The following is a 12,656-nucleotide window of genomic DNA, read 5'->3' as shown; positions in this document are numbered from 1 at the left end:
GGCTCAGTGGTGGCCGGGCAGGGCGGCGAAGACGCAGCCTTCGGCGTCGGCGGGGAAGGTGTCCGCTTGCACGCCCGCCATCGGTTTACACCACAGGTGGCGGAGGCCGAGCTTCTCCGAGCCGAACTCGGCTGAGGTGACCGCGAAGCCGTTGCCGAAGCCGAAGTCCGGGTTTTCCGTGATGGCGCCCTCGCGCAGACCGCGCAGCCAGAACTCCTGCATGGACTTGATCTTGTCAGGTTTGAGCAGCACCAGGCCGATCTTGGCGTGTTCCGGCACCGCGCAAGTGGCCCACTCGGCGATGAACGGCTCGTACCGCAGTGCGCGCACCTCGCCGAGGTAGCCGGGCAGCTCCGCCTTGCTGACAGTTTTGGCATCGGCGCAGGCGCCGGTCTTCTGCTTCATCCAGTCGATCAGCGCGGTCATCGAGGGCATCGCCTCGCCGAGGGCGGCCGAACCGGCGCGCGGGCCACCTGCGGCGCTGGTCGGGACGCCGTGCGCGCCGTGCGCGTTCGGGGACTGGTCTGGTTGGCCGCCGCACGCCGCCACCAGGAGCAGCCCGGCGAGCAGCGCCGGAAGTTCTTGCCGCCAACGGGATCTCGTCATCGACTCGCCCTCTCCCTGAACGGACCGGCGGCGGGATGATCCGGAACCGAGCGTAGGCAAGCGGGGGGTCGGGCACAACGGTTCCGGCGACGCGGGGTCAGCGCTCGATCACGCTGCGCGGCCAGTTCACGGGGCGTTGGCGCACCCGCGACCGAAGTACTCGGCGGGTGCGCTTAGACTCGCCGGAGGACCCGGCGCCGCTGGCGTGCGGGTGTTGGCACGCGCCTGTTTTTGTTCGCACGAGGAGAATACGTGAAGAGCACCGTCGAGCAGCTGAGCCCGACGCGCGTCCGGATCAACGTCGAGGTGCCGTTCGACGAGCTCAAGGCGAGCTTCGACCGGGCATACCGCAAGCTGGCCAAGCAGGTTCGGATCCCCGGCTTCCGGCCGGGCAAGGCGCCCGCGCGGGTGCTGGAGAACCGCCTCGGCCGTGGCGTTGTCCTGGACGAGGTCGTCAACGAGGCCATTCCGGCGAAGTACCTGGAAGCCGTCAACGCCGGCGAGGTCAAGACGCTGGGCCGCCCCGAGATCGAGGTCACCAAGATCGAGGACGGGCAGAGCCTGGAGTTCACCGCCGAGGTCGACATCCGTCCGGAGATCACCGTGCCCGCCTTCGGCGAGCTGACGGTCTCCGTTGAGGACGTCGAGGTCACCGAGGAGGACGTGACCAGCCAGCTGGACGAGCTGCGCGCTCGCTTCGGCAGCCTGGTCGGCGTCGAGCGCCCGGCCGCGACCGGCGACTTCGTCTCGGTCGACCTGTCCGCCACGGTGGACGGCAACGAGGTCGAGGACGCCCGCACCAACGGCCTGTCCTACGAGATCGGCTCCGGCCAGCTCGTCGAGGGCATCGACGAGGCCCTGGTGGGCGCGTCGGCCGGGGAGACCAAGTCGTTCACCACCACCCTGGTGGCCGGTGAGCACGCCGGCCGCGAGGCCTCGGTCAACGTCACCGTGCAGACCGTCAAGGAGCGGCAGCTGCCCGAGCTGGACGACGAGTTCGCCCAGCTGGCCAGCGAGTTCGACACCCTGGACGAGCTGAAGGACGACCTGCGGACCCGGCTCGCCAGGGTCAAGGCCATGCAGCAGGGCATGGAGGCTCGGGACAAGGTCCTGGAGGCCCTCCTTGAGGCCACCGAGGTGCCGATGCCCGAGGCCGCGGTGGACGCCGAGGTCGAGGTGCGCAAGCACGACGCGGTGCACCGCTTCGAGCACGACGAGGCCCGCTTCGCCGAGTGGCTGTCCACCCAGGGCAAGACCGTCGAGGAGTTCGACGCGGAGACCCGCGCCGAGTCCGAGCGCACGGTCAAGACCCAGCTGGTGCTGGACGCCATCGCCGACGCCGAGCAGACCACCGTCTCGGACAACGAGCTGACCGAGCGCATCGTCTACCAGGCGCAGAGCTTCGGCATCAGCCCGGACGAGTACGTGCAGCGGGCCCAGCAGTCCGGCCAGCTCGGCGCGATCTACGCCGACGTGCGCCGCGGCAAGGCGCTGGCCGGTGTGGTGGCCCAGGCCACGGTGACCGACGCCTCCGGCAACAAGGTCGACCTGGACGAGCTGTTCGGCAACGTGAACAAGAAGGACGAGGCCGAGAAGGCCGAAGCCTCCGCTGAGTGATCATCAACGCGGGTTGCCGAATTAATTCCGGAACACGCTGTTAGCGAACGCGGGCGGTGTCGGGAGTACGACACCGCCCGCGTTCGTTAGGGTCGTTTGTAGAGATCCTCCAGACCTAAAGGCAGGCACACGTGACGCAGTACCCGACCGTCCCGGCGCCCCAGATGCGCGCGGGCAGCGCAGGGCTGAACCTCAACGACTCGGTGTACGAGCGGCTGCTCCGTGAGCGCATCATCGTCCTGGGCTCCCAGGTCGAGGAGACCATCGCGAACCAGATCTGCGCTCAGCTGCTGCTGCTCGCGGCCGAGGACGACGAGCGGGACATCTACCTCTACATCAACTCCCCCGGCGGCTCGGTCACCGCGGGCATGGCCATCTACGACACCATGGAGCTGATCAGGCCCGACGTGGCCACCGTGGCCATGGGCCTGGCCGCCTCGATGGGTCAGTTCCTGCTCTCCGCGGGCGCCAGGGGCAAGCGCTCCGCGCTGCCGCACGCGCGGATCATGATGCACCAGCCCTCGGCCGGTCTGGGCGGCACCGCCGCGGACATCGCGATCCAGGCCGAGATGCTGATCAAGCACAAGCGCGAGATGGCCGAGCTGATCGCCACGCAGACCGGACAGCCGGTCGAGAAGATCATCGCCGACTCCGACCGCGACCGCTGGTTCACCGCGGAGGAGGCCAAGGAGTACGGCTTCATCGACCACGTGGCCAGCTCCGCCAGCCAGCTGCCGCGCGGCTGAGCGCCAGCACGAGTACGAGGAGTAACTCAAGATGAGCGAGCTTTACCGCCCTCAGTCCCGTTACGTGCTGCCGTCCTTCGTGGAACGCACCAGCTACGGGGTCAAGGAGTCCAACCCCTACAACAAGCTCTTCGAGGAGCGGGTCATCTTCCTCGGGGTGCAGATCGACGACGCCTCGGCGAACGACGTCATGGCCCAGTTGCTGTTCCTGGAGTCCGACGACCCGGACCGCGACATCACCATGTACATCAACTCGCCCGGCGGGTCCTTCACCTCGCTGATGGCCATCTACGACACCATGCAGTACGTCCGGCCGGACATCGCCACCTTCTGCCTCGGCCAGGCGGCCTCGGCGGCGGCGGTGCTGCTGGCGGCGGGCACTCCAGGTAAGCGCGGCGCGCTGCCGAACGCCCGGATCATGATCCACCAGCCCTCCACCGAGGGCGTGTACGGTCAGGTGTCGGACCTGGAGATCCAGGCGCGGGAGATCGAGCGGATCCGCCGCCAGCTGGAGTCCACGCTGGCCCGGCACACTGACAAGACGCCGGAGCAGGTCCGCCAGGACATCGACCGCGACAAGATCCTGACCGCGGAAGAGGCGAAGGAATACGGCATCGTGGACACCGTGCTGCCGTACCGGAAGCTGTCCGCGGCCCAGTCCTGACAAGGAGCCAAGCGGTACCCGTGATCCGCGACACGCCGAGCACCCGCTAGGACTGGCGGTGCTCGGCGTGCTCGGGGGAGGCTGGGGCACTCGGAAGTATTCAGTGACAGGTCTGGATGCTTCAGAGAGCTTGTCGACCTCCCGCTTGCCGGGGTAGTGCGGGTACCGTCAACAGCGAACACGGCCAGGCGCGTCGGCAGGGCGCGCCAGAGGGGACAGAGGTCAGCGGCCATGGCACGTATCGGTGACGGCGGAGACCTGCTCAAGTGCTCTTTCTGCGGCAAGAGCCAGAAGCAGGTCAAGAAGCTCATCGCCGGCCCCGGCGTGTACATCTGCGATGAGTGCATCGACCTCTGCAACGAGATCATCGAGGAGGAACTGGCGGAAGCGGGCGACGTCAAGCTTGACGAGCTGCCCAAACCGCTGGAGATCCACGAGTTCCTCGATCAGTACGTGATCGGGCAGGACGAGGCCAAGCGCACGCTGTCGGTGGCGGTCTACAACCACTACAAGCGCATTCAGGCTGGTGACCGGGGCCGGGATGGCCGGGACGACGGCATCGAGATCGCCAAGTCCAACATCCTGATGCTCGGTCCCACCGGGTGCGGCAAGACCTACCTCGCGCAGACCCTGGCGAAGCTGCTGAACGTGCCGTTCGCCATCGCGGACGCCACCGCGCTGACCGAGGCCGGGTACGTCGGCGAGGACGTCGAGAATATTCTCCTGAAGCTGATCCAGGCCGCGGACTACGACGTCAAGCGGGCCGAGACCGGCATCATCTACATCGACGAGGTGGACAAGATCGCTCGCAAGAGCGAGAACCCCTCGATCACCAGGGACGTCTCCGGCGAGGGCGTGCAGCAGGCGCTACTGAAGATCCTGGAGGGCACCACCGCGAGCGTACCGCCGCAGGGCGGGCGCAAGCACCCGCACCAGGAGTTCATCCAGATCGACACCACGAACGTGCTGTTCATCGTGGCCGGGGCCTTCGCGGGCCTGGAGAAGATCGTGCACGAGCGGACCGGCAAGCGCGGGGTCGGCTTCGGCGCCGAGATCCGGTCCAAGGCCGAGATCGAGACCACTGACGTCTTCGGCGAGGTCATGCCGGAGGACCTGATCAAGTTCGGGCTGATCCCGGAGTTCATCGGCCGGCTGCCGATCGTGGCCAGCGTGATGAACCTGGACAAGCCGAGCCTGGTCAAGATCCTCTCCGAGCCGAAGAACGCGCTGGTCAAGCAGTACCAGAAGCTGTTCGAGATGGACGGCGTGGAGCTGGAGTTCACCAAGACCGCGCTGGAGGCCATCGCCGACCAGTCGGTGCTGCGTGGCACCGGCGCCCGTGGGCTGCGCGCGATCATGGAGGAGGTGCTGCTGCCGGTGATGTACGACATCCCCAGCCGCACCGACGTGGCCAAGGTGGTCATCACCGAGCAGACCGTCCGGGAGAACGTGAACCCGACGATCGTCTCCCGCCAGCCCAGCCGCCGCGAGCGCCGAGACAAGTCGGCCTGAGCGGAAGCACACTCTTCACGAAGCCCCCTGATCAGGTTGTCTTGCTCGTCGAGACAGCCCGGCAGGGGGCTTCGCGCGGTATTTGTGGATCATGCGAGCGCTGCATGTGGTCCTACTGCCCGGGTGGCGGGGTGCTGGGCGTGGGCACTGGCTGAGCTGGCTCGCCGGGCAGCTGCGCGGGCTGGGAGTGGCCGTGGACGCGCCGGAGCTGCCGGGGGCGGAGCTGGGCGAGTGGCTGCCGGTGCTGCGGGCGAGCCTGGCCGCCGCGCCGCCCTCGGCTGACCTGGTGGTGCTCGCGCACGGGCTGGGCGCGAACCTGTGGCTGCACCACGCGGCCGGGGTGGACGGGCGCGACCGGCGGGCGCACCGGGTGCTGCTGGTGGCGCCGCCGGGGCCGGGGTGGCGGCATCCGGAGGTGCGCGGGCTGCATCCGGCTCCGGTGGACTCGCGGGCGCTGCGGCGGGCGGCGAGCATCACCCGGCTGGTGGCGGGGCAGGGCGATCCGTACTGCTCCCGGCTGGAGGCGATGGGGCTGGCCAGGGGGCTCGGGGTGGAGCTGGACCTGGTGCCTGGCGGGGAGCACCTCAACGAGGACGCCGGGTTCGGGGCTTGGCCGGAAGTGCTGGCTTGGACGCTGGGACAGGTGCCGAGCCTGGGTGGGAACAGCCCGGCGGGGGCGCGCTCGTAGTAGAACGATCGGGTGATCCTTCGCTCTGTGCCCGTCCTGACCGCGCTGGCGCTGCTCGTGCCGGGGACCCCGGCCCTGGCCGCGCCCGCGGACTGCGCGCCCCCGGACTTCACCTACACCGTGCTGTTCGCCCCGCACACGCCCAACGCCAGTGTGCAGCGGCAGCTGACCGCGCACTGCGGCACGCCCGTGCAGTACTACCCGGAGATCGGTGTGGCCGTGACCAGTGCGGACGCCGGGTTCGACGGGCGGATCGGGGTGGACCGGGCGTTCAGCGCGGCCAAGGCCCGCGGTCCGGTCGCCGCGGCCAGTGCGCTGGCCGCGGCCGGGGAGCCGGACCGCACCGGCGAGCAGTGGGACATGCGGATGCTGCGCACTGAGCTGGCGCACACCGTGACCACCGGCCGCCGGGACGTGGTGGTCGGCGTGCTGGACACCGGGGTGGACGGCAGGCACCCGGAACTGGCGCACGCGCTGGACCCGGCGCTGTCCGCGGGCTGCGAGACCGGCAGGCCGGACACCGGCCCGGCGGCCTGGGGGCCCAAGCACGGGCACGGCACCGGGGTGGCCGGGGTGATCGCCTCGGCCGCGGACGGCAAGGGCATCACCGGGGTGGCGCCGGGGGTGCGGATCGCCTCGGTGCAGCTGATGCGGCCGGACGGGTACATGGACCCCGAGGGCGTGGTGTGCGGGTTCATGTGGGCGGCCAGGCACCGGTTCACCCTGACCAACGGCAGCTGGTCCAGCGGGCCGTGGGCCTTCCTGTGCTCGGACCGGGCAGGGGAGAAGGTGGCCATCGAGGCGATCACCAGGGCGGTGCGGCACGCGACGCGCAGCGGGGTGCTGCACGTGTCCTCGGCGGGCAACTTCGCCGCCGACCTGACCGATCCCAAGACCGACCCGCTGCGCCCGCCGGGCAACACCATCGACAAGAACTGCCGGATGCTGCCCAACCAGCTGCCCGAGGTGGTCACCGTGTCCGCGATCGGCTACCAGCGCAAGCTGTCCGGCTACAGCGACTGGGGCGCAGGGGTGGTGCGGGTGACCGCGCCCGGTGGTGACCGGGCTCAGGTGCCCCCGGCCGGTGAGGGCCCGGCGATGCCGCTGTCCACCACGCCAGAGGGCGGTTACGGGTCCTTTGGCGGCACCTCGGCGGCCGCGCCCAAGGTGACCGGGGTGCTGGCGCTGCTGGCGAGCAAGTACGGCCAGGTGGGGCCCAGGGGGCTGACGGAGCTGTTGCTGCGGACCGGGGTGCAGCCGATGGCCTGTCCGGAAGGGGACGCGCGGTGCACGATGGATGGGCAGGGGCGGACGAGTTTCTACGGGTACGGACTGGTTGACGCGGCGAAGGCGGTGCGCGCGGGATGACGCGGCGGGGCGGTTCGGGCGGGCCGGGGCGGCGGGGCGGCTTGGGCGGGCCGGGGCCGCGGGGCGGGCTGGTGCGGTGGCCGCTGGCCGGGGCGGTGCTGGCGTTGCTCGTGGTGCCTGCCAGCGTGGGCACGGCGGGTGGTGATCACGGCTATCCGCCCCGGCCGCCCAAACCGCCGGCCGCGGTGGCCGGCGACGGGCGGCCCACTGTCGGCGCGCTGTTCCTGGACAGCGGGGCCGGGCCGCACTTCTGCACCGCGACGGTGATCGCCAGCAGGCACCGGAACCTGCTGCTCACCGCCGCGCACTGCATGTTCGAGAACGAGACCGGGCCGCCGCGCCAGCGGGTGGCCTTCGTGCCCGGCTACCGGGACGGCCTGCGGCCCCACGGCACCTGGCCGGTGCGCGAGGTGGTGGTCAGCCCGCAGTGGCGGGAGCGGGCCGATCCGGACCACGACGTGGCCGTGCTGGTCGTCGACGAGGGCATCGAGGACCGGACCGGCGCGCAGCGGCTGCTGCTGGACTCGCGGCGGGAGCAGGTGGTCGAGGTGCTCGGCTATCCGGTGCGCGAGGAGCGGCCGGTGACCTGCCGGAACTGGACCGCCGAGTTCAGCAGGACCCAGCGCGGGTTCGACTGCCGCGGCTACCTGACCGGAACCAGCGGCGGGCCGTGGCTCACCGCGCGCGGTGAGGTCGTCGGCCTGGTCGGCGGCTTCCAGTTCGGCGGCGACGAGGTCCTGCACAACTACAGCCCCTACCTCGGCGACCAGGCGCGGGCGCTCTACCAGCGGGCTCAGCAGGTCAGACCGGGGGCAGGTGGCGGCCGATGAAGCGGATCATGTCCGGGCTGACCCGGTCGAAGTAGCTGCCGTCGTGGCGGCCCGGACCGGTGGCGCCGACCAGCGGCCGGGCCTGGCGGATGAACTGGCGGGTGCCCTCGATGAAGCTGTCCTCGGTGCCGCACCACAGGCCGACCCTGGCCGAGCCGAGCTTGTCGATGTGCCGCAACGGGTTCATCGACTCCCACTCGACGCTGTCCCGGAACGCCTTGCGCTTGTTCATCTCCGCCCAGTTGGTGATCAGCGCGGGGGAGATGGCCGCGGCCGCGCGCACCGGGCGGCCGCGCTCCTGGCGGCGGCGGGTGTAGAGCAGCGAGCCGAAGCCGCCCATGGAGATACCGGCCACCGCGAACGGGTGGCCGTCGCCGCCGAGGCCGCGTTCGGCCAGCCAGCGGGGCAGGTCCTCCAGCAGCATGGCCATCGGGTTGTCGCCGGGCTGGGCGTGCCAGTAGTTGTTGCCGCCGCCGTCGACCGCGACGAAGGCGAACGGCGGCACCGTGCCCCTGGCCACCGCGCTCGCCAGTGCGGAGGGCAGCGCGGCCGGTGCGGCGTTGCGGGCGGTGCCGAAGCGGCCGTGCAGCAGCAGGCACACCGGCAGCCCGGTCCGGTCGGCCTGCGGCGAGATGGTCACCAGGTCGACCTCGCGGTTGCGGTGCGGGGAGAAGACCCGCTCCACCCGCACCGTGCCGTTGCTGCCCGGCTTGGTGGTGCCCGCCGAACCGGCGGTGCCCAGCGTGCGCAGCACACTCGGGTCGACCTGACCCAGCTGATCTTGGTGACTCAGCGTGGCGCCGACTCCGGCGACCGCGGCAGCCCCGGCCAGTGCTCCCCACAGCACCGTGCGCCGGGAGACGAGCCCCCTGCCTTGACGTTCGTGCATCCCCTGCACACCCCCTCACAGAGAGAAACCGTTGACTGCTCCGTTTGTGTTACATGGCAGACGTCATCTTTGACCGATTGGTTCGCCACAGGTGGGGGTGATTCAGGACACACTGTCACTGAATGTGACTAGATAACCCCGGTCTGCCGGAGGTTGTTGATCTCTTCCGGGTGATAGCCGAGCCAGTTCAGCACCAGATCGTTGTGTTCGCCCAGGTCAGGGACCGCGACCGGGGTCCAGGCCGAGCCGGAGTCGTCCACCGGCGGGCGGAGCATCCGGACCGTGCCGTTGTCCGGAACCGGCACTTCCGCCCAGCGGTCCCGAACTTCCAGTTGGGGATGCTCGGCGAGGTCCAGCACGGTGCGGGTGCGGGCGGCGGGCACGTCGGCGTCGTCCAGGGCGGCCAGCAGCTCGGCGGCGCTGGTGCGGTCGAAGGCGGGTTGCAGCTCCGCGTGCAGCTCGGGCCGGGCGGCCACCCGGCCGGCCACCGTGGTGAAGCGCGGGTCCTCGGCCAGCTCCGGCTGACCGGTGACCGCGCACAGCCGCCGCCACTGGCCGTCGTTCTGCACCGCCAGGTGCACGCTCTGCCCGTCGCCGCAGCGGAACGGCCCGTACGGCGCGATGCTCGCGTGGTGCGCGCCGGTGCGCGGCGGGACGGTCCCGGTGCCGGTGGCGTAGAGCATCGGCTGGTGCATCCACTCCGCCAGCGCCTCCAGCAGGGTCAGCCGCAGCGTGGCCCCCTCGCCGGTGCGGCCCTTGCGCAGCAGCGCGGCCAGCACCGCGGCGTGCAGCTGGACCCCGGCGGCGATGTCGGCCACCGAGATCCCGGCCCGGCCGGTGACCTCGCCCTCGCCGGTGAGCTCGATCAGCCCGGCCTCGGACTGGATCAGCGCGTCGTAGGCCTTGCGCCCGGCGTAGGGCCCCTGCTCGCCGTAGCCGGACAGCTCGCCGACGATCAGGCCGGGCCGCTCGGCGCGCAGGGCGTCCGCGGTCAGGCCGAGGCGGCCCGCGGCGGCGGGGGAGAGGTTGCACAGCACCACGTCGGCGCGCTCGATCAGCCGGTCCAGCACGGCCCGGCCGTCCGGGTGCTTGAGGTCGAGGGTGATCGACTCCTTGCCGAGGTTGACCCAGGCGAAGTAGCTGGACACCGTGCCGCAGGCGGTGTCGTAGCCGCGGGCGAAGTCGCCGCCGCCCGGCCGCTCTACCTTGATCACCCTGGCGCCCAGGTCGGCGAGCAGGCGGGTGGCGTAGGGCACGGCGACGGCCTGCTCCACGGCGAGCACGGTGGTTCCCTCAAGTGGCTGCACGGGTCCCAGTGTGGGTCAGTCGTCCAGCACGATCCGCTCGGTGCCGGAGTAGACGTTCATCGACTGCCCGCGCAGGAAGCCGACCAGGGTGATGCCCTGCTCGGCGGCCAGCTCCGCGGCCAGCGAGGAGGGCGCGGACACCGCGGCCAGCACCGGCACCCCGGCCATCGCGGCCTTCTGCACCAGCTCGAAGGAGGCCCGGCCGGAGACCACCAGCACGTGCCCGGCCAGCGGGACCCTGCCTTCCAGCAGCGCCCAGCCGAGCACCTTGTCCACCGCGTTGTGCCGGCCGACGTCCTCCCGCACGGCCAGCAGTTCACCGTCCACTGTGGCCAGTCCGGCGGCGTGCAGGCCACCGGTGGCGTCGAAGACCCGCTGCGCGGCGCGCAACGCCTCCGGCAGCCCGCTGAGCACCGCGGGGGTGATCCGGGCCGGGTCGGCGGCGGGGGAGAAGCGGGTCTTCAGCTTGACCGCGTCCAGGGCCGCCTTGCCGCACACGCCGCAGGAGGAGGTGGTGTAGAAGTTGCGCTCCACCCCGGTCTCCGGTGGCGCGACGCCCTCGGCCAGCGCCACGTCGAGCACGTTGTAGGTGTTGCGGCCCTCGTCGTCGGTGCCCGAGCAGTAGCGCGCGGTGCGCACGTCCGCGGCCGCGCCGAGCACGCCCTCGGTGAGCAGGAACCCGTGTGCCAGCTCGACATCGTGGCCGGGGGTGCGCATGGTGACCGCCAGCGCGCGGCCGTTGACCCGCAGTTCCAGTGGCTCCTCCACCGCGAGCGAGTCGGGTCTGCGGACGACCCCCTTGGGGGAGATCCGCAGTACCGGGCGACGTGCCGTGACCCGTCCCATCCGAGGACCTCCCGACCCTGTACAACCTGGTACGCACAGCCTAGGTTGCGCACCAGGTTGCCACTTCAACCATATGCCTGGAGGTGTGCTGTGGCCCTCGGTTTCCTGGACCGCTCCCGGGTGGTCGCGCCACCTGGCTGGAGCCGCTGGCTGATCCCGCCCGCCGCGTTGTCGGTGCACCTGGCGATCGGGCAGGCCTACGCGTGGAGCGTGTTCAAGTCGCCGCTGGAGGGCGCGCTGTCGCTCTCCGGCACCGCGAGCGCGCTGCCCTTCCAGCTCGGCATCGTGATGCTCGGCCTGTCCGCGGCCTTCGGCGGCACCCTGGTGGAGCGCAACGGGCCGCGCTGGGCCATGTTCGTCTCCACGGTGTGCTTCTCCTCCGGCTTCCTGATCGCCGCGCTGGGCGTGGCCACCCGGCAGTACTGGCTGGTGGTGCTGGGTTACGGCGGCATCGGCGGGATCGGGCTCGGCATCGGTTACATCTCCCCGGTGTCCACCCTGATCAAGTGGTTCCCGGACCGGCCGGGCATGGCCACCGGGATCGCCATCATGGGTTTCGGCGGCGGCGCGCTGATCGCCTCGCCCTGGTCGGCGGCCATGCTGGACGGCTTCGGCAAGGACGTCACCGGCATCGCGCAGACCTTCATCACGCACGGCCTGGTCTACGCGGTGTTCATGTCCGTTGGCGTGCTGCTGGTCCGGGTGCCCGCGCCGGACTGGAAACCGAAGGGCTGGCAGCCGAAGGCGGCCGCGGCGGGCCGCATGATCACCACTGCCCAGGTGTCGGCCAACAACGCCATCCGCACCCCGCAGTTCTGGTGCCTGTGGGTGGTGCTGTGCTTCAACGTGACCGCGGGCATCGGCATCCTGGAGAAGGCCGCGCCGATGATCAGGGACTTCTTCGCCGACTCCGCGCTGCCGGTCAGCGCCGGCGCGGCGGCCGGGTTCGTCGCGCTGCTGTCGCTGACCAACATGGCCGGCCGGTTCGTCTGGTCCTCCACCTCGGACCTGGTGGGGCGCAAGAACATCTACCGCCTCTACCTGGGTGTCGGCGGGCTGCTCTACCTGACCATCGCGCTGGCCGGTGATGTGTCCACGCCGCTGTTCGTGGTGTGCGCCATGGTGATCCTGTCCTTCTACGGCGGCGGGTTCGCCACCATCCCGGCCTACCTCAAGGACCTGTTCGGCACCTACCAGGTCGGCGCCATCCACGGCCGCCTGCTCACTGCTTGGTCGCTGGCCGGGGTGCTCGGGCCGCTGATCATCAACGCCATCGCGGACGCGCAGAAGGCGGCCGGCAAGTCGGGGCCCGCGCTCTACACCACCTCGCTCTACATCGTGATCGGCCTGCTGGTGGTCGGCTTCATCGCCAACGAGCTGGTCCGCCCGGTGCACCCGAGGTTCCACGAACCCCAGCGGCCGCCGGCCGGCGAGGCCGCGGCGAGCAAGGCGGAGGCGGTCTGATGAACCCGAAGTACCGGCCGGTCCTGGTCTTCGCCTGGCTGTGGGTCGGGCTGCCGTTCGCCTACGGGCTTTTCGAACTGGTGCGGAAGGTGACTCAGCTGTTCACTGGCTGAGGACAC

Annotated in this window: 13 protein-coding genes; 9 read left to right on the top strand and 4 right to left on the bottom strand. The window is 70.7% G+C overall.

What is annotated here, in order from left to right; genetic code table 11:
- Window positions 1-3: 3 nt before the first annotated feature.
- On the bottom strand, window positions 4-606 hold the full coding sequence (locus ACWDY5_RS35155) for a hypothetical protein (RefSeq protein WP_449726449.1): 603 nt from the start codon (window positions 604-606) through the stop codon (window positions 4-6).
- Window positions 607-858: 252 nt separating this feature from the next.
- On the opposite strand from ACWDY5_RS35155, the gene tig reads away from it, so the two are divergent.
- From tig to ACWDY5_RS35120, 7 genes are all read left to right on the top strand, one after another.
- The gene (gene tig / locus ACWDY5_RS35150; protein WP_449726448.1) at window positions 859-2,223 is read left to right on the top strand and encodes a trigger factor; all 1,365 of its coding nucleotides are present in this window, start codon (window positions 859-861) and stop codon (window positions 2,221-2,223) included.
- A gap of 164 nt (window positions 2,224-2,387) precedes the next feature.
- Window positions 2,388-2,969: an ATP-dependent Clp protease proteolytic subunit gene (locus ACWDY5_RS35145; protein ID WP_283666110.1), complete on the top strand. Its 582-nt coding sequence runs from the start codon at window positions 2,388-2,390 to the stop codon at window positions 2,967-2,969.
- A 31-nt stretch (window positions 2,970-3,000) separates the two neighbouring features.
- Entirely contained in the window at window positions 3,001-3,633 is a 633-nt protein-coding gene (locus ACWDY5_RS35140) for an ATP-dependent Clp protease proteolytic subunit (protein WP_252486569.1), read from the top strand.
- 231 nt (window positions 3,634-3,864) lie between these two features.
- Entirely contained in the window at window positions 3,865-5,145 is a 1,281-nt protein-coding gene (gene clpX, locus ACWDY5_RS35135; protein ID WP_252486570.1) for an ATP-dependent Clp protease ATP-binding subunit ClpX, read from the top strand.
- Window positions 5,146-5,236: 91 nt separating this feature from the next.
- Entirely contained in the window at window positions 5,237-5,833 is a 597-nt protein-coding gene (locus ACWDY5_RS35130; protein WP_449726447.1) for an RBBP9/YdeN family alpha/beta hydrolase, read from the top strand.
- A gap of 27 nt (window positions 5,834-5,860) precedes the next feature.
- A complete protein-coding gene (locus tag ACWDY5_RS35125) occupies window positions 5,861-7,201 on the top strand; it encodes a S8 family peptidase (protein ID WP_449726446.1) in 1,341 nt (446 codons plus the stop codon).
- Window positions 7,198-8,031: a trypsin-like serine peptidase gene (locus ACWDY5_RS35120; protein WP_449726445.1), complete on the top strand. Its 834-nt coding sequence runs from the start codon at window positions 7,198-7,200 to the stop codon at window positions 8,029-8,031. The genes ACWDY5_RS35125 and ACWDY5_RS35120 overlap by 4 nt, the downstream gene beginning before the upstream one ends.
- On the opposite strand, the gene ACWDY5_RS35115 is transcribed toward ACWDY5_RS35120, so the two are convergent.
- The 3 genes from ACWDY5_RS35115 to fdhD form a co-directional block, all read right to left on the bottom strand.
- On the bottom strand, window positions 8,003-8,920 hold the full coding sequence (locus ACWDY5_RS35115; protein WP_449726444.1) for an alpha/beta hydrolase: 918 nt from the start codon (window positions 8,918-8,920) through the stop codon (window positions 8,003-8,005). The two genes, ACWDY5_RS35120 and ACWDY5_RS35115, sit on opposite strands and share 29 nt — an antisense overlap.
- A gap of 128 nt (window positions 8,921-9,048) precedes the next feature.
- Complete coding sequence (locus tag ACWDY5_RS35110; protein ID WP_449726443.1) at window positions 9,049-10,227, bottom strand: CaiB/BaiF CoA transferase family protein; 1,179 nt, start codon at window positions 10,225-10,227, stop codon at window positions 9,049-9,051.
- Between the two features lie 15 nt (window positions 10,228-10,242).
- Complete coding sequence (gene fdhD, locus ACWDY5_RS35105) at window positions 10,243-11,073, bottom strand: formate dehydrogenase accessory sulfurtransferase FdhD (RefSeq protein ID WP_283663519.1); 831 nt, start codon at window positions 11,071-11,073, stop codon at window positions 10,243-10,245.
- A gap of 90 nt (window positions 11,074-11,163) precedes the next feature.
- Between fdhD and ACWDY5_RS35100 the strand changes: the two genes are divergently transcribed.
- Both ACWDY5_RS35100 and ACWDY5_RS35095 read left to right on the top strand, forming a co-directional pair.
- Window positions 11,164-12,537, top strand: a complete 1,374-nt coding sequence (locus ACWDY5_RS35100) for an OFA family MFS transporter (RefSeq protein ID WP_449726442.1) — start codon at window positions 11,164-11,166, stop codon at window positions 12,535-12,537.
- Window positions 12,537-12,650 carry an MFS transporter small subunit gene (locus ACWDY5_RS35095; protein WP_449726441.1) on the top strand — a complete coding sequence of 38 codons (114 nt, stop codon included), beginning with the start codon at window positions 12,537-12,539 and terminating at the stop codon, window positions 12,648-12,650. Before ACWDY5_RS35100 ends, ACWDY5_RS35095 begins: the two co-directional genes overlap by 1 nt.
- The last annotated feature ends 6 nt before the right edge of the window (window positions 12,651-12,656 follow it).

The sequence above is a fragment of the Crossiella sp. NPDC003009 genome (assembly GCF_053591555.1).
This window is presented reverse-complemented; position numbering and strand designations above follow the sequence as displayed.